Source organism: Crossiella sp. NPDC003009 (assembly GCF_053591555.1).
On the sequence record NZ_JBSFUA010000068.1, the window covers coordinates 18234 to 33981 of the forward strand.

A 15748-nucleotide genomic window follows, 5' to 3' on the forward strand; every position below is an offset into this window, starting at 1 on the left:
CCGGACACGGCGCGCGCGGGGTGTTCAGCGTGCCGGGCACTCCCGTGGCGGATCATCTGCACAGGACATCCTCCCGCTGGGGGCTGCCGCCGGAAAGCAGTCGATCATGATCACTGTTATCGCGAAGCCGGATAGGCGGCCCGCTCGGGCACTACCCTGTCCGCCATGGCGGAGGACGCTGCCGGGGACCGGAGTTGCGACGGTGCGCTGGTCAGGGTGTTCGCGCTGCTCGGGAAGCGGTGGAACGGAGTGATCATCGGGACCCTGGCCACCGGACCCGCCGGGTTCGCCGAGCTGCGCAGGGCCATCGGCGGGATCAGCGACTCGATGCTCTCGGACCGGCTCACCGAGCTGACCGCGGCCGGACTGGTGCTCCGCGAGGTCAGAGACGGCCCGCCACTGGCGGTCTCCTACCGGCTCAGCGACCGGGGCGCCGCGCTGCTGCCCGCGCTGGACGAGCTGGCCAGGTGGGCCGCGAACCACCTGCCCGCCGACTGCTGAGATGCGCTTCGGCATCCTCGGCCCGGTCCAGGCCGCCCACCCCGACGGCACGCCGGTGGCACTCGGCGGCCCCAAGGTCCGCACCCTGCTCGCGCTGCTGGCCGCCGGGGCCGGGCGGATCGTGCCCGCCGAGACGCTCATCGACGGCTTGTACGCCGACGACCCGCCCGAGGGCGCGGCCAACGCGTTGCAGTCCCAGGTCTCCCGGCTGCGCAGGGCACTGGGTTCCGGACTTGTCGAGTTTCACCCGAGCGGGTACCGGCTGGCGGTCGACCCGGCCGAGGTGGACGCACACCGGTTCGCCGCCCTCGTCACCGACGGCCACACCGCGCTGCGCCGGGGCGAGCACGCTGCCGCCGAGGCCCAGCTGGCCGAGGCGCTGGCCCTGTGGCGCGGCGACCTGCCTGCCGAGCTCGGTCCCAGCCGCTGGCCCGAGCTGCGGCTGACCGCGATCGAGGACCACGCTGAGGCCGCGCTCGCCCTCGGCCGCACCGGCCTGGCCCCGGCGCTGCGCGAACACCTCGGCGCGCACCCGCTGCGGGAACGCCTGTGGGCGCTGCTGGTCCGCGCCCTGCTCGCCGACGGCCACCCGGCGCAAGCCCTGGCCGCCTTCGAGCAGGCCAGAACCCGCCTGGCGGAGGAGCTCGGCGCCGACCCCTCGGCCGAGCTCGCCGAAGCGCACCGCCTCGCCCTGCGCGGCGACCACCAGCGGCTCACCCCGCCACCGGCCCAGCTGACCAGCTTCGTCGGCCGCGCCCAGGACCTGCGGCAGGTCCGCGACCTGCTGCGCGGGCACCGCCTGGTCACCCTCACCGGACCCGGCGGCGCGGGCAAGACCCGGCTGGCCATCGAGGCCGCCACCGGGACCCCGGCCTGCTTCGTCGCCCTCGCCCCACTCACCGACCAGGCCGACCTGCCGCGCGCCCTGCTCGCCGCCCTCGGCGCGCGCGAGGGCGCGCGGGACCCCCTCGACCGGTTGCGCGCCGCACTGGCCGACCGGCCGCCGCTGCTCGTGCTGGACAACTGCGAACACCTCATCCAGCCCGTCGCCGAGCTCACCGCCGGCCTGCTGCGCGCGCTGCCCGAGCTGCGCGTGCTGGCCACCAGCCGGGAAGGGCTCGGCATCACCGGCGAGGCCCGCCACCCGGTGCCCAGCCTGGACCGCGCGGCCGCGGTCGAGCTGTTCACCCACCGCGCCCGCGCCGCCGACCCCGCGCACGACCCGGCCGCGCACCCCGGGCAGGTCGAGCACATCTGCCAGGCCCTGGACGGCCTGCCGCTGGCCATCGAGCTGGCCGCGGCCAGGGTCCGCGGCCTGCCCGTGCCGGAGATCGCGGCCCGGCTGGACGACCGGTTCGCGTTGCTGGCCAAGGGTGAGCGCACCGCGGCCGCCCGGCACCGCAGCCTGCGCGGCGTGGTCGAGTGGAGCTGGGACCTCCTGGACGGCCCGGAGCGGGTGCTGGCCGGCCGGCTCACCGTCTTCGCCGGTGGCGCCACCCTGGCCGCGCTGACCGAGGTGTGCGCCGCGCCCGACCCGCTGGACGCGCTCACCGGCCTGGTGGACAAGTCCCTGCTGGTCAGGACCGGCGAGCGGTACCGGATGCCGGAGACCATCCGCGCCTTCTGCGCCGAACGTCTCGCCGACGCCGGGGACACCGACCGCCTCCGCCACGCGCACGCCGCGCACTTCCTGGCCCTGGCGCAGGCGGCCTCGCCCAGGCTGCTGCGCGCCGAACAGCTCGACTGGCTGGCCAGGCTGGACGAGGACTACGACAACCTCATCGCCGCCCTGCGCTGGACCAGCGCCACCGACCCGCACAGCGCGCTGCGCCTGGCCGCCGCGCTCGCCCCCTACTGGTGGCTGCGCGGCCGCCGCGCCGAGGGTGCCCGCCTGACCGCCCAGCTGACCGGTCAGCTGGGCGCCACCGCCCCGCCGGAACTGGCCGAGGAGTACTCGGTCTGCGTGCTCACCACCGCCTTCGGCACCCCGGACCCGGCCCCGCTGCGCCCACAACTGGACGAGGTCCGCCGCCTGCTGGAGGCGCGCACCAGCGCGCCCCGCCAGCCCCTGCTCTGGGTGCTGTGGGCGATGGTCGAGGGCCCGCCTGCCGACCTGGCGGCGACCGCCCGCCAGTACGGCGCGATGTTCGACGCCGATCCGTGGAGCGCCGCGCTGCAAGGCCTCAGCAACGGCGTGGTCGCCATCTACCGCGGCGACCCCGTCGCGGGCGAGGCGCTGCTGACCGTCGCGCTGGCCCGGTTCCGCGCCCTAGGCGAACGCTGGGCCATGATCCAGGCCCTCGGCGACCTCGCGCCGCTGGCCGACCGCCGCGGCGACCGCGCGCACGCGCACGCCCTCTACGCCGAAGCCATCATGCTGGCCCGCGAACTGGGCGCCACCGAGGAAGCCGCGGACCTGCTCAACCGCCGCGCCGCCGGCCACCTGGCACACGGGGACCTGTCCGCCGCCCGCGCGGACCTCGCCCAGGTCGCACTGCTGGGCCGCCAGGCCGGGGCGCCCGACTGGGTGGCCACCGCACAGCTGGGTCAGGCCGAACTGGCCCGCCGCACCGGCGACCTCGACCAGGCCCGGGCGCTCTGCACCCAAGCCCTCGCCGCCAGCCCACTCGGAGTGTTCGCCACCGAGGAACTGCGCTGCCACACCCAGACCACCCTGGCCCGCATCGAATGTGCCACAGGTCACCCCGAATCAGCAAAACCGCTGCTCAAGGAAGCTTTCGCGATCGCGGTCGCCCGCCGCAACCTGCCGGTGCTGGCCACCATCCTGACCGTGCTGGCCGAGCTCACCGGCTCCCCCGCGCTGCACGAGGCCGCCGCCACCCTCAGCACTCCAGCCCCACCACCGGCCGCCGCGGCGGAAGCCATCGCGCTGGCCGCCCACCACCTGACCTGACCCGCGCTATTCGGTGGGGCAGCCGGAGGACTCGATGTTGGCCAGGAGGTGCTCGCACAGAGCGGTGAGCCCGGCCACCTGGGTGCCGTCCAGGGCGTCGAAGACCAGCCGCCGGACCACCGCCACGTGCCCGGGGGCCGCGCCCTCGATGGCCGCCTTGCCCGCCTCGGTGAGCTGGATGAACGCGCCGCGCTTGTCCTCAGGACAGCCCGCCCTGGCCACCAGCCCGCGCTTCTGCATCCGGCCGAGCTGGTGCGAGACCCGGCTCTTCTCCCAGTTCAGCAGCTTGGCCAGCTCCAAGATCCGGATCCGGGGCTCGGGCAGCTCGCTCAGCTGGACCAGCACCTCGAACTCGGCCAGCGAGAGGTCCGAGTCCACCTGTAGCTGACGCCCGATGCGCACGGTCAGCTCGGCGTGCACGCGCAGGAACGCGCGCCAGGCCCGCTGCTGGGACTCCTCAAGCCACTCGGTGTCGGTCACACCCTGGAGTCTACCGGAATAGTTGACACATCAACTGGGGTTGTGCAGGATGTAGATGACACATCAACCAAAGGAGCTCCCGATGACCAGCACCCTCTCCCTCAGCGAACTGACCGGCGACTACGCGATCGACGCCACGCACAGCCGGGTCGGTTTTGTGGCCAGGCACGCGATGGTGACCAAGGTCCGCGGCGCCTTCAACGAGTTCGACGGCCGGATCAAGGTCGACGGTGACAACCCGGCCAACTCCTCGGTCGCGGTCACCATCAACGCCGCCAGCATCGACACCCGCAACGCCCAGCGCGACGAGCACCTGCGCGGCAGCGACTTCCTGGAGCTGGAGAAGTTCCCGCAGATCCGGTTCGTCTCCACCTCGGTGGCCCAGGACGGCGAGGACTTCGCGCTCACCGGCGACCTGACCATCAAGGACGTCACCCGGCCGGTGACCATCGAGTTCACCTTCGAGGGCACCGCCAAGGACCCGTTCGGCAACACCAGGGTCGGCTTCGAGGGCACCACCACCATCTCCCGCAAGGACTTCGGCATCACCTGGAACGCCGCACTGGAGACCGGTGGCGTGCTGGTCAGCGACAAGATCGTGCTGGAGTTCGAGGTCTCCGCGGTCCGCGCCGCCTGATCCTCCCTTTCACACTGTCCACAATGGACGACTATCCCGAAAGGAAAGAAGGATGACGAAAACGCTGAGTCCAGGAGTGGACATCCGGCGTGCCGCCGACCGGTCCGCCACCAGGATCGACTGGCTGGACTCGAAGCACTCCTTCTCCTTCGGGGGCAACTACGACCCGGCCAACACCCACCACGGACTGCTGCTGGTCAACAACGACGACGTGGTCAGCCCCGGCACCGGGTTCGACACCCACCCGCACCGGGACATGGAGATCGTCACCTGGGTGCTGCGGGGTTCCCTCGTGCACCAGGACTCCACCGGCCATTCCGGGATCATCTATCCCGGCCTGGCCCAGCGGATGAGCGCGGGCAGCGGCATCCTGCACTCGGAGAAGAACGACTCCTGGCGGCCGCACGGGGCCGAGCACGTCGACGAAGTGCATTTTGTGCAGATGTGGGTGGTACCGGACGAATCGGGGATCACGCCGGGCTACGAGCAGCTGGAGATCGACGACCAGCTGCTCGCCGGCGGCCTCGTCCCGGTCGCCTCGGGAATGGACCGGCACCGGGACAAGTCGGCCATCCGGATCAAGAACAAGTACGCCGCGCTGCACGCCGCCCGGCTGACCGCGGGGCAGTCCGTGACCTTGCCGGACGCGCCGTTCCTGCACCTGTTCGTGCCGCGTGGGGCAGTCACCCTGGAGGGTTCCGGCGAGCTGGCCACCGGTGACGCGGTGCGGTTCACCGCCATCGGCGGGCAGCGGATCACCGCGACCGAGGACGCCGAGGTCCTGGTGTGGGAGATGCACGCGACCCTCGGGTGAGTCTCACTTGCACGAATGCGGCCGGTGAAGACGGCGGGTTCACCGGCCCCATTCGTGTCATCGCCAAGTCGCGGACAAGATCGGCACTGCCGGGTCCGTCAACTTATTTCACACCTTACATTAATCGCGCAGTTCGTTTCGACCCCAACAATCCGCATGCAAAGGATTGCCCGGTCACGACCGCCACGTCCACAGTGGACGGTTCACCGGTCGGCTACACCGAGCCGGGCGTCCACTCCGGGTCCCGCCCACTGAGGCCGATCAGCCGGTCCAGCGGCGGCCGCCCCGCTGCCACCGCCACGACCGGCCCGAACAGGCCCTCCCGGTCGGCCTCGCTCTCCGGCCCGGAGAACTGCTCGACGAACTCCAGCGCGGCGGCCAGTTCCGCGGCAGGCACCGAGTAGTCCGCGCCGATCGAGCGGGCCACGTCCCAGCCGTGCACGACCAGCTCGTTCATCGCCACCTGCCCGGCCACCTCGCCGGGCAGGTCGACGCCGCCGGCCCTGGTCATGCCGGTCAGGGCCGCGGGGTCCCGCCAGGCCTCGGCCAGCTCGCCGAGCTGGGCGGAGTAGGCGGTGCGCCAGTCGGCAGGGAGCCGGGCGGCGGCACCGGCAGGCGGCTGGCCGGTGTCCGGGCTGGGTTCCTTGCGAGCGGCCTGGGTGAAGACGAGCGCGAGCCCGCCGATGTGCTCGATCAGGTCGCCCAGCCGGTACTCCGCGCACGGGGTCGGTCCGGCCAGCTGCTCGTCGGTGACGGCGGCGAGCAGCGCGGACATCCGGTCGGCTGCCGCGCCGAGCTCGATGGTGGTCATCTCATCTCCCCAAGGTGGTGGTGCGGCCAGTCAACCGCACCCCACCGACGATCGGGGCCACGCGAGATCGACAACGGGCCGGTCGCCCGCCCCGGCAGGGAGCGGGCGACCGGCCCGGTTCAGCGTGGTCGCGGTCAGAAGCCGTAGATCCGCCAGCCGAAGCTGGTGGTGCCCTTGGCCCCGCCTGCGTCAGTGCCGGTGACGGTCACCGGGTAGGTGCCCGCCTTGGTCGGCGTGCCGGTGATCCGGCCGGTGGAGCTGATGCTCAGGCCCGGCGGCAGCCCGGCGGCGGTGTAGGTCAGTGAGCCGCCCGCGGTGCTGGAACCGTTGACCTGCACCGGGCTGATCGCCCAGTTGACGAAGCCCCACTGGTCGCTGGGCTTGGTCACGGTGACCGTGCCGCCACCGCCGTCGGAGGTGATGGTCCAGCTGAACTTGGCGGTGCCGGTCTTGCCGTCGGCGTTGGTCACCGTCACCGTCACGCTGCTGGTGCCCGCGGTGGTCGGCGTGCCGGAGATCAGGCCGCTGGTGGAGTTGATGGTCAGCCCGGCCGGCAGGCCGCTGGCGGCGTAGGTCAGCGCCTTGCCGTTCGCGTCGGTGGCCTTGACCTGCACGGAGGCCGCCTGGCCGACCTTGCCGGTCTGGTCACCGGGGCTGGTCACCGAGACCGGGCTGGGGGTGCCGGTCTCCACGGACTCCTTGGCGTCGACCAGGCCCTCACCGTAGAAGGAGTTCTTCGCGGTGGTGCCGGTGCAGCGGTTCTCCCCAGACGGGCAGGCGATGTCGTTGGCCTGGGCGGCCAGCTTGGCCCGCAGGTCGGTGGTGGAGGCGCCGGGGTTGACGCTGGCCAGCAGCGCGGCCACACCCGCGACGTGCGGGGAGGCCATCGAGGTGCCGGACTTCGACCCGTACTGGCCGCCGAGCACGGTGGAGTACACGTTGTCGCCGGGCGCGGCCACGTGCACCTTGTCCGTGCCGTAGTTGGAGAACGAGGACTTCACGTTGCTGCTGTTCACCGAGGACACCACGACCACGCCGGGCAGCTCGGTGGGCAGGCTCTGGCAGGCGTCGGTGATGGTGCGGTTCACCGGGGTGGAGTCGTTGGGGCTGGTGGTGTCGGTGGTCTTCTTGGCCAGGTTGTAGTTCTCGTTGCCGGCCGCGGCCACGTTCAGCACGTTCTTGCCCTCGGCGTAGGCGACCGCCCGCTTGACGCCTTCCAGGATCGCGCCCTGGTCGGTGTCGGTGGGGCAGGCGAACAACCACGGGTCGGTGTAGTAGCTGTTGTTGGTGACCTGGATGCCCTTGTCACCGGCGAAGACGAAGGCGCACACGGTGTTCTCCGGGAAGAACAGCTGGCTGCCGGCCTCGGCCACGCGCACGGAGGAGATCTTCACCCCGGGCGCCACACCGACCATGCCCTTGCCGTTGCGGGCCGCGGCGATGGTGCCGGCCACGTGCGTGCCGTGGTCGCCGACCGGGCGCCAGGAACCCTCGCGGGTGTCCAGCTTGCCGTAGGCGCAGGAGGCCGACTTGCTCGCGTCGAAGTTCGGCTTGAGGTCGTAGTGCTGGTCGTCCACGCCGGTGTCCAGCACGCCGACGGTGACCGAGGCGGAGCCGGGGTTGACGTCCCAGGCCTTGTCCGCGCCGATCTGGGTCATGTCCACGCGGTTGGTCTCGGCCGCGGTGGGGGTGGTCTGGCTGGGCGAGGGCGGGATCGCCGGGTTGGCCGCGGCCGCCGGCACGTCGGAGGTGCGGGTCGCGCCGACCTTCTGGATGCCCTGCACCGCGCGGACCTTGGCCGCGAACCCGGTGTCGGTGGAGTGCGCCACGATGACGCCGATGGCGTCGTAGGAGGCGTAGACGGTGCCGCCGTTGTTCGTGACCGCGGTCTTGCCCGCCGCGACCTGGCTCGGGTCGGTGATCACGAAGTAGGCGCGCAGCCCGGCCTGCTTGGCCACCGGAACCGGCTGGGCCGGCTTCTTGCCCGCGATCTCCACCGGAGCCGGGCTCGGCGTGGGGGCGGGCGCGCCGACGGCGAACGCCGGGGCGATGACGGCCGCTCCGACGCCAAGGGCGAGGGCTAACGCCGTGCGCCGCAGGGGAAACCGTTTCACGTCAGGTCCTTTCCGCAGGGTAACCGGGTCGGAACGTAATCCGGGCCACACCGGGCCCGGTAGAGCGCATTGGCGACAATGGCCGGATCCCGCCACCGGACTTACCGCCCTCAACGCCCTGAGCTGCGGTGATTCGGCCATTCTGTGGCAACACCCGGAAAAACCCACCCCGCCTGACGCAACCCGGGTCCACCCAATGGACGGCAAGCCGGGTGTTGACACCGCGACCGCCCTCTGCCTACTGCCGCTCGGCCTCGGTGATCATGTCCGGGTCGGCGTCCACGCCAACCGCCTCCTGGAACAGGCGGGCCAGCGGCAGGGTCAATGATCCGGGGCCGCAGCCGATGTCGAGCAGGCGGCCGGTGCCGTCCAGCCGCAGCTGCGCGGCCAGCGCGTCGGCGAGCCCGGCCGGGTAGGCGAGGCGGCCGCGCGCGTAGTGCTCCGCGCTGCCCACGCGGTCCGCGGCACCCGCTGACCGCTTCGGCCCGGAACCTGTTCGTCACAGTCGCGCCGCACCCCGGAAACACCGCGTTCCTAGCGTCCGCTGGCATGACGGTGGACGAGCAGGTCGCGCCAGCCCGCACGGACGCGGCCACCAGGGAGACCCTGGAGGACTACACGCTGCGGTTCGCCCCGCGCAGCTACCGCCGCTGGACGCCCGCGGTGGTGGGCGGGTCGGCGCTGGGTGGCATGGCGTACATGGCGGACTTCTCCATCGGCGCGGGGATCGGGCTGAACCACGGCACGCTCAACGCGCTGCTGTCCATCCTGGTGGCGGCCGGGGTCATCTTCGTGACCGGTTTCCCGCTGGCCTACTACGCGGCGCGGTACAACCTGGACCTGGACCTGATCACCAGGGGTTCCGGGTTCGGCTACTACGGCTCGGTGCTGACCAGCGTGATCTTCGCCAGCTTCACCTTCATCTTCTTCGCGCTCGAAGGCTCGATCATGGCGCAGGGGCTGCGGTACGGGCTCGGGCTGCCGCTGTGGCTCGGCTACTTGGTGTCCACGCTGGTGATCATTCCGCTGGTGGTCTACGGGATGCGCACGCTGGCGCGGTTGCAGACCTGGACGAACCCGCTGTGGCTGGTGCTGATCGTGCTGCCGCTGGTCTACCTGGTGGTGGCCGATCCCGCGTCGGTGCAACGGTTCCTGGACCACCCGGGCAAGGGTTCCGGACAGCTGAGCGCGGCGGCGGTGATGCTCGGCGCCGGGGTGTGCCTGTCGCTGATGGCGCAGATCGGCGAGCAGATCGACTACCTGCGGTTCATGCCGCCGCGGACCGCGGCCAACCGGCGGTCCTGGTGGGCCTCGGTGGTGCTGGCCGGGCCGGGCTGGGTGGTCTTCGGCGCGCTGAAGCAGGCGATCGGCGTCTTCCTCGCGGTGTACATTGTGGACAGTGTGGGGCTGACTCGGGCGGTGGAGCCGATCGAGCAGTTCACCGCGGCCTTCCGGCAGCTGATGCCGGGCTGGCTGGTGGTGCCGCTGGCGTTGCTGCTGGTGGTGCTGAGCCAGGTGAAGATCAACGTCACCAACGCCTACTCGGGTTCGCTGGCCTGGACCAACTCCGTCACCAGGGTGACCCGGCGCTACCCGGGCCGGCTGGTGTTCGTGGTGGTGAACCTGGGCATCGCGCTGGCGCTGATGGAGGCCGACATGTTCAGCTTCCTCAACGGGCTGCTCAGCTTCTACTCCAACTGCGCCATCGCCTGGGTGGTCACGGTGGCCACCGACATCATGGTCAACAAGCACCTGCTGGGCCTCTCGCCCAAGGTGCCGGAGTTCCGGCGCGGCATGCTCTACGCGGTCAACCCCGTTGGCGTGGTGTCGTTCCTGGCTTCCTCCGGCATCTCGATCGCGATGTACTTCGGCCTGCTCGGCGAGGCGTTGCAGCCGTACTCGCCGCCCGCGGCGGTGCTGATCGCGCTGGTGCTCACCCCGCTGACCGCGGTGCTCACCCGTGGCCGTTTCTACTTGCGCCGCAACGATGACGGGATCGCGGAGCCGGTGCTGGACGCCGACGGCAACCCCAGCGGCACCCGTTACGACTGCGTGGTGTGCCGGCAGGACTTCGAGCGGCCGGACGTGCTCGCCAGCGCGGCCGGCGGCGTGATCTGCTCGCTGTGCCTGAGCACCGACCGCACCGGCGTGCACGTGCTGCCGGCTCAGCCGCGGACCACGGCGACCTCCTTGGGCACCACCGCGTCGTAGACCGCGCGCAGGGCGAGGGTCCAGGCGGTGGTGGTGAGCAGGTAGATCGCGGTGGCCAGTGGCAGGAACAGGCTGAACACCACCAGCGCGTAGGGCAGCAGGCGGGCCAGGACGCTGGTGGTGCCCGCGCGCACGGCGAGTCGTCCTGACCAGTGGGCGGTGGCGGCCAGCAGCAGGAGCAGCCCGAGGGCGACCAGTGGGTGCGCGCCGAGCAGCCAGGCCACCCGCTCGCCCAGTGGCGCGCCGAAGAGCTCGTGCTGGAGCAGGCCGTTGGGCTGCCCGGCGACGGTATCGGAGAGGAACAGCCGGTACATCACGAAGAAGAACGGCGCCTGGGCCAGAGTGGGCAGCATCCCGGCGAACAGGGAGCCGCCCTCGGCCTGCGCCTTGGCCATTTCGCGCTCCAGCCGTCTCGGGCTGTCCTTGTGCTGGTCCTGGATCTCGCGCAGCCGCGTCAGCCAGGCCGTGCGCCGCCGCTCACCGCGCAGGGCGGCGAGGCTGAGCGGCAGCAGCAGGGCACGGACGGCCAGGGTGAAGGCGATGATCGCGCCGACGGTGTGCAGGGGTCCGCCGAGTGCGGACACCACGAGGTACGCGCCGTGCACCGGCGCGTCGAAGATGGACATGGGTGACCCGGTTTCGCTTGTGCGGTAAGGGAATCAGGCGAAGGCGCGGGTCACGCCGGGGGCTCGTGGACGGGGACGGCCCGGTGCGTCGGGGTCACCGAGTCGCAGGTAGCGGTTGTGGGCGAGGCGGCCCAGGAGGTCCGGGGTCCAGGGCTGGCCCTGGGGCAGCAGGGTGCGCCGGACCTGGGCGAGGAGCTGGCTGGTGAGCAGGGCGGCGAGCAGCGTCACGACCGCGATCGTGGTCAGCAGCAACGTGTCGGGCGTCCCGACCAGCGCCAGCCATACCCCCTGCACGCCAGCACAACGCGCGGGCGGCACGCGGAGTTCCCGGCCGGCTACCGCAGCGCCGAGCCCGCCGTGGGCAGCAGCGGCAGCTCGGTCGGCTCCGCGATCAGCCGCTCGGTCAGCGCGCGCCAGGCCGTCGTCCCCGCGCGCTCCGCCTGGTGCGCGGCCAGCTCCTCGGCAGAGGGGAACCGGCTCAGCCAGAGGAAGGCGTGCTCGCCCTCGCGCACCGGCAGCCGGGGGAAGTTGTTGGCCGCGTATTCGGTGCTGAAACAGGCCAGCGCGGGGCCGCCGGTCGCGGTGAGCATCGGCGCGAGCTCCGCCCGGTGGAACGCGCGGAAGTCCTCGGTCACCGGCTGGTCCAGGAAGCACAGTGTGGCCAGGTACACGCCCGGCTCCGGCCACGGCCCGTGCGGCAGCTCGCCGGTCTCGGGGCGGAGCAGCAGCACGTCGTCGGAGTCGACCATGGTGGCGTTGGCCGCGGCCCGGTGCTCGGCCCAGACCGGTCCCCCGTAGAAGGCGGTCAGCCCGGCCTGCCTGGCGGCCATGTCGGCGAACCCGCGCAGCCACACGAACCGGTCGGCGTCCGCGGGCGTCCGGAACTGGCCGAGCACCCGGATGCCGACCTCCTCCTGCGTGTCCACGAACTCCCGGTCGAACAGCTCGATGAGGTCGCCGACACGCCCCGGATGGAGGGTGTACTGACGAAGTTCGATCACGGAGGGGTACGACATGGGGCTCCTTCGGTAGCGGACAGCGCACGGTATGCCTCTTTTGCTGCCATCTACCGTCAGGGTTTGGCACGGATGAGGGTTTAACTGCCCACGCTCAGTTACAAACTGTGAAGAAAATTGATAGAGCATCACCCATTTGTTGGCCTCATTCCGTTGAGACCCAAGTCACAACGTGCAATCCTGTGACGCAGAGGGATCACCACAGTGGGGAAGGCTGTGATCGTCAATGGCGACCGAAGCAGATGCCTGGTCAACGTTGCTGGACACCTACCGACAGGCAGCGGTGCAGACACTGAGCTGCCACTTCTGCGCCGACAACCGGTGCAGCGCCTGCAACCAGGTCTGGCCTTGTACCGCGGCCTGCGCCGCGGAGTTCACGCTCGATCTGGACTAGACACCAGCACCGACGCACCAAGCACCCGCGTCACCACCTGAGCCCGTCGCACCGGCCCGTCCGCCGCGGCGGGCTCCCGTGTGTCACCCGGTGAACCGGCCCACCTGCTGCTCCAGCACCCCGACCAGCGGCAACACCCGGTGCGCCACCCGGTCGTTGAGCGCGACCTCGGTCCGGGTCCGGACCACCCCCGGCGTGTTGATCATCCGCTCGATCACCGCCTCCAGGTGCCGGTTGTCCCTGGCCACCACCCGGCACAGGATGTCGCCCTCGCCCGCGATGGAGTGCGCCTCGATCAGCTCCGGGATCGCCGCCAGGCTGCGCGGCACCTCGGCGAAACGCTCCTGCGCCACGTCCACGTGCACGAACGCCAGCACCGGGAAGCCCATCGCGGCCGGGGACAGCCGCGGCGCGTAGCCGTCGATGACCCCGTCCTTGACCATCCGGTCCAGCCTGGACTGCACCGTCGCCCGCGCCACACCGAGCAGGCGCGCGTACTCCCGCACGCCCGCTCTAGGCTGCTCCATGACCAGGCGGAGCACCGCCAAGTCGAGTTTGTCGAAGGACGTCGAAGACGACGATGTGGTCACTTGGCCCCTCCGCAGGACGGATCAGTACCGGTTCAGCAGGCGTGACCGGCGCCACGTGACTGTGCCATTGGTAAAAGATTTCCGCCAACTATTGAGCCAACGGCCACGTTTCGCTGAGATGGGCCACACTACTTGGCAGTGGAGCCGAGGAGAGGAGCGCGCGGTGACCGTCACCACGGACCAGATGGTCCAGTTGCTCACCCCGACAGGTGAGCGACGGCCGCACCCCGTGTACGAGGGGTTGATCGCCGATCTGGACGGCGCCGCCCTGCGCGGGCTGTACGAGGACCTGGTGGTCGTGCGGCGGATCGACGCCGAGGGCACCGCGCTGCAGCGCCAGGGCCAGCTCGGCCTGTGGGCGCCGATGCTCGGCCAGGAGGCAGCGCAGATCGGCTCCGGCCGCGCGCTGGCCGCCGACGACTTCGTCTTCCCCAGCTACCGCGAGCACGGCGTGGCCTACTGCCGCGGCGTCGACCCGGCCGACGTCTTCGGCATGTGGCGAGGCACCAGCCTGAGCTGCTGGGACCCCTACGACATCAACATGGCCATCCCGGCGATCATCATCGGCGCCCAGGGCCTGCACGCCACCGGCTACGCGCTGGGTCTCAAGCGGGACGGCGCCGAGGCGGCCGCGATCGCCTACTTCGGCGACGGCGCGACCAGCCAGGGCGACATCGCCGAGGCGCTCGGCTTCGCCGCCACCTACCAGGCGCCCGCGGTGTTCTTCTGCCAGAACAACCACTGGGCCATCTCCGAGCCGGTCGGCCTGCAGGCGCAGGTGCCGATCTACCAGCGCGCGGCCGGCTACGGCATGCCGGGCATCCAGGTCGACGGCAACGACGTGCTGGCCGTGCTCGCGGTGACCAGGTGGGCGCTGCAGCGGGCCCGCGAGGGCAGCGGCCCGGCGCTGATCGAGGCGGTCACCTACCGGATGGGCCCGCACACCACCGCCGACGACCCCACCCGCTACCGCCCCACCGGCGAGCTGGAGGAATGGCGCGAGCGCGACCCGCTCAGCCGGATGCTGGCCCTGCTCCAGCGCGAGGGCCTGGCCGACCAGGACTACCTGGACAGCGTCTCGGCCAAGGCCGACGCGGTCGCCGCCGAGCTGCGCGCGGGCTGCCTGGCCCTGCCCGACCCGGAGCCACTGACCATGTTCGACAACGTCTACGCCGAAGCGCACCCCCTCGTCGCGGAGGAACGCGCCCAGTACGCGGCCTACCTCGACGGGTTCGAAGGGAGCAACTGACCGATGGCGACCACCAGGATGTCCATGGCCAAGGCCCTCAACGCGGGGCTGCGCAAGGCGATGGAGGACGACCCCAAGGTCGTGCTGATGGGTGAGGACATCGGCAAGCTCGGCGGGGTCTTCCGGATCACCGACGGCCTGCAGAAGGACTTCGGCGAGGACCGGGTGATGGACACCCCGCTGGCCGAGTCCGGCATCATCGGCACCGCGGTCGGCCTGGCCTTCCGCGGCTACCGGCCGGTCTGCGAGATCCAGTTCGACGGGTTCATCTACCCCGCCTTCGACCAGATCGTCTCCCAGGTGGCCAAGCTGCACTACCGGTCACGGGGCAACGTGAAGATGCCGCTGACCATCCGGGTGCCCTTCGGCGGCGGGATCGGCGCGGTCGAGCACCACTCGGAGTCCCCGGAGGCCTACTTCGCGCACACCGCGGGCCTGCGCGTGGTCTCCTGCGCCGACGCCGACGACGCCTACGGCATGCTCCAGCAGGCCATCGCCAGCGACGACCCGGTGCTGTTCTTCGAGCCCAAGCGGCTCTACCAGCACAAGGGCGAGGTCGACCTGGACCGCGCGCTGACCGCGCGGGAACCGCTGCACCAGGCCCGGATCGCGCGCAGCGGCACGGACCTGACGGTGGCCGCCTACGGCCCGGTGGTCGGCACCGCCCTGGCCGCGGCCGAAGCGGCGGCGGAAGAAGGCGTGTCGATCGAGGTGGTGGACCTGCGCACGCTGTCCCCGCTGGACTTCGACACCCTGGAGCAGTCCGTGCTGCGCACCGGCCGCCTGGTGGTCACGCACGAGGCCGCGGTGTTCATGGGCATGGGCGCGGAGATCGCGGCGCGGATCACCGAGCGCTGCTTCTACCACCTGGAGGCCCCGGTGCTGCGGGTCGGCGGGTTCCACCTGCCCTACCCGGCCAGCAAGCTCGAGGAGCACCACCTGCCCGACCTCGACCGCCTGCTGCACGCCACCGACCGCGTGCTCGCGTACTGATCCCCTCACCCGAGTCTTCTGGAGCGGAAGTGGCCGACCTCAAGCAGTTCAACCTCCCCGACCTGGGGGAGGGCCTCACCGAGGCCGAGCTGATCACCTGGCACGTGAGCCCCGGCGAGACGGTGGCGCTCAACCAGATCATCGCCGAGGTGGAGACCGCCAAGGCCGCGGTGGAGATGCCCTCGCCGTACGCGGGCACCGTGGTGGAGCTGCACCACCAGCCGGGCAGCACGGTGGAGGTGGGCTCGCCGTTCATCACCATCGACTGCGGCGGCGAGGGTTCGGCCCCGGCTGAGCCCGAGCCCGCCGCGGCGCCGGCTGAGCGGGAGAGCGTGCTGGTCGGCAGCCGGGTCACCCGCCCACCCTCGTGCCGGGTCACCTGGCCCAGGTCCGTCACC

General features: G+C 71.4%; 16 protein-coding genes. 8 read left to right on the plus strand and 8 right to left on the minus strand.

The window, feature by feature from the left end; translation table 11 throughout:
• Positions 1 to 165: 165 nt before the first annotated feature.
• Positions 166 to 501 (plus strand): winged helix-turn-helix transcriptional regulator, encoded by a 336-nt coding sequence (locus tag ACWDY5_RS38570; RefSeq protein WP_449727087.1) that lies wholly within the window; start codon positions 166 to 168, stop codon positions 499 to 501.
• 1 nt (position 502) lies between these two features.
• Positions 503 to 3415, plus strand: coding sequence for a BTAD domain-containing putative transcriptional regulator (locus ACWDY5_RS38575; RefSeq protein WP_449727088.1), 2913 nt, complete (start codon positions 503 to 505; stop codon positions 3413 to 3415).
• 6 nt (positions 3416 to 3421) lie between these two features.
• On the opposite strand, the gene ACWDY5_RS38580 is transcribed toward ACWDY5_RS38575, so the two are convergent.
• Entirely contained in the window at positions 3422 to 3895 is a 474-nt protein-coding gene (locus ACWDY5_RS38580) for a MarR family winged helix-turn-helix transcriptional regulator (protein WP_449727089.1), read from the minus strand.
• Positions 3896 to 3977: 82 nt separating this feature from the next.
• On the opposite strand from ACWDY5_RS38580, the gene ACWDY5_RS38585 reads away from it, so the two are divergent.
• Both ACWDY5_RS38585 and ACWDY5_RS38590 read left to right on the plus strand, forming a co-directional pair.
• A complete protein-coding gene (locus ACWDY5_RS38585) occupies positions 3978 to 4532 on the plus strand; it encodes a YceI family protein (protein ID WP_449727090.1) in 555 nt (184 codons plus the stop codon).
• Between the two features lie 52 nt (positions 4533 to 4584).
• Positions 4585 to 5346, plus strand: a complete 762-nt coding sequence (locus ACWDY5_RS38590) for a pirin family protein (RefSeq protein ID WP_449727091.1) — start codon at positions 4585 to 4587, stop codon at positions 5344 to 5346.
• A 214-nt stretch (positions 5347 to 5560) separates the two neighbouring features.
• Here ACWDY5_RS38590 and ACWDY5_RS38595 read toward each other — a convergent pair whose 3' ends face one another.
• The 3 genes from ACWDY5_RS38595 to ACWDY5_RS38605 all read right to left on the minus strand — a co-directional run bounded on the left by ACWDY5_RS38595 (position 5561) and on the right by ACWDY5_RS38605 (position 8725).
• Positions 5561 to 6157: a TIGR03086 family metal-binding protein gene (locus tag ACWDY5_RS38595; RefSeq protein WP_449727092.1), complete on the minus strand. Its 597-nt coding sequence runs from the start codon at positions 6155 to 6157 to the stop codon at positions 5561 to 5563.
• 134 nt (positions 6158 to 6291) lie between these two features.
• Positions 6292 to 8271, minus strand: coding sequence for a S8 family serine peptidase (locus tag ACWDY5_RS38600; protein WP_449727093.1), 1980 nt, complete (start codon positions 8269 to 8271; stop codon positions 6292 to 6294).
• Positions 8272 to 8509: 238 nt separating this feature from the next.
• Positions 8510 to 8725 (minus strand): class I SAM-dependent methyltransferase, encoded by a 216-nt coding sequence (locus ACWDY5_RS38605; RefSeq protein ID WP_449727094.1) that lies wholly within the window; start codon positions 8723 to 8725, stop codon positions 8510 to 8512.
• Positions 8726 to 8820: 95 nt separating this feature from the next.
• Here ACWDY5_RS38605 and ACWDY5_RS38610 point away from each other — a divergent pair, with 95 nt between their 5' ends.
• Entirely contained in the window at positions 8821 to 10482 is a 1662-nt protein-coding gene (locus tag ACWDY5_RS38610) for a purine-cytosine permease family protein (RefSeq protein ID WP_449727095.1), read from the plus strand.
• On the opposite strand, the gene yidC is transcribed toward ACWDY5_RS38610, so the two are convergent.
• The 4 genes from yidC to ACWDY5_RS38630 all read right to left on the minus strand — a co-directional run bounded on the left by yidC (position 10437) and on the right by ACWDY5_RS38630 (position 13108).
• Positions 10437 to 11108: a membrane protein insertase YidC gene (gene yidC / locus ACWDY5_RS38615; RefSeq protein WP_449727096.1), complete on the minus strand. Its 672-nt coding sequence runs from the start codon at positions 11106 to 11108 to the stop codon at positions 10437 to 10439. The genes ACWDY5_RS38610 and yidC overlap by 46 nt on opposite strands.
• 33 nt (positions 11109 to 11141) lie before the next feature.
• The gene (locus tag ACWDY5_RS38620) at positions 11142 to 11402 is read right to left on the minus strand and encodes a DUF6412 domain-containing protein (RefSeq protein WP_449727097.1); all 261 of its coding nucleotides are present in this window, start codon (positions 11400 to 11402) and stop codon (positions 11142 to 11144) included.
• A gap of 41 nt (positions 11403 to 11443) precedes the next feature.
• Positions 11444 to 12124, minus strand: coding sequence for an NIPSNAP family protein (locus ACWDY5_RS38625; RefSeq protein ID WP_449727098.1), 681 nt, complete (start codon positions 12122 to 12124; stop codon positions 11444 to 11446).
• Positions 12125 to 12601: 477 nt separating this feature from the next.
• Complete coding sequence (locus tag ACWDY5_RS38630) at positions 12602 to 13108, minus strand: Lrp/AsnC family transcriptional regulator (protein ID WP_308202770.1); 507 nt, start codon at positions 13106 to 13108, stop codon at positions 12602 to 12604.
• 163 nt (positions 13109 to 13271) lie between these two features.
• On the opposite strand from ACWDY5_RS38630, the gene pdhA reads away from it, so the two are divergent.
• From pdhA to ACWDY5_RS38645, 3 genes are all read left to right on the plus strand, one after another.
• Positions 13272 to 14357, plus strand: coding sequence for a pyruvate dehydrogenase (acetyl-transferring) E1 component subunit alpha (pdhA, locus tag ACWDY5_RS38635; RefSeq protein WP_449727099.1), 1086 nt, complete (start codon positions 13272 to 13274; stop codon positions 14355 to 14357).
• A 3-nt stretch (positions 14358 to 14360) separates the two neighbouring features.
• Complete coding sequence (locus ACWDY5_RS38640) at positions 14361 to 15350, plus strand: alpha-ketoacid dehydrogenase subunit beta (RefSeq protein ID WP_252479547.1); 990 nt, start codon at positions 14361 to 14363, stop codon at positions 15348 to 15350.
• Between the two features lie 29 nt (positions 15351 to 15379).
• A partial coding sequence (locus tag ACWDY5_RS38645) for a biotin/lipoyl-containing protein (RefSeq protein WP_449727100.1) occupies positions 15380 to 15748 on the plus strand: 369 nt, incomplete at its 3' end.

Coding starts and splice junctions, on each gene's coding strand:
- ACWDY5_RS38570 (WP_449727087.1), top strand. CDS start 166: ATGGCGGAGGACGCTGCCGGGGACCGGAGTTGCGACGGTGCGCTGGTC.
- ACWDY5_RS38575 (WP_449727088.1), top strand. CDS start 503: ATGCGCTTCGGCATCCTCGGCCCGGTCCAGGCCGCCCACCCCGACGGC.
- ACWDY5_RS38585 (WP_449727090.1), top strand. CDS start 3,978: ATGACCAGCACCCTCTCCCTCAGCGAACTGACCGGCGACTACGCGATC.
- ACWDY5_RS38590 (WP_449727091.1), top strand. CDS start 4,585: ATGACGAAAACGCTGAGTCCAGGAGTGGACATCCGGCGTGCCGCCGAC.
- ACWDY5_RS38595 (WP_449727092.1), bottom strand. CDS start 6,157: ATGACCACCATCGAGCTCGGCGCGGCAGCCGACCGGATGTCCGCGCTG.
- ACWDY5_RS38610 (WP_449727095.1), top strand. CDS start 8,821: ATGACGGTGGACGAGCAGGTCGCGCCAGCCCGCACGGACGCGGCCACC.
- yidC (WP_449727096.1), bottom strand. CDS start 11,108: ATGTCCATCTTCGACGCGCCGGTGCACGGCGCGTACCTCGTGGTGTCC.
- ACWDY5_RS38625 (WP_449727098.1), bottom strand. CDS start 12,124: ATGTCGTACCCCTCCGTGATCGAACTTCGTCAGTACACCCTCCATCCG.
- ACWDY5_RS38640 (WP_252479547.1), top strand. CDS start 14,361: ATGGCGACCACCAGGATGTCCATGGCCAAGGCCCTCAACGCGGGGCTG.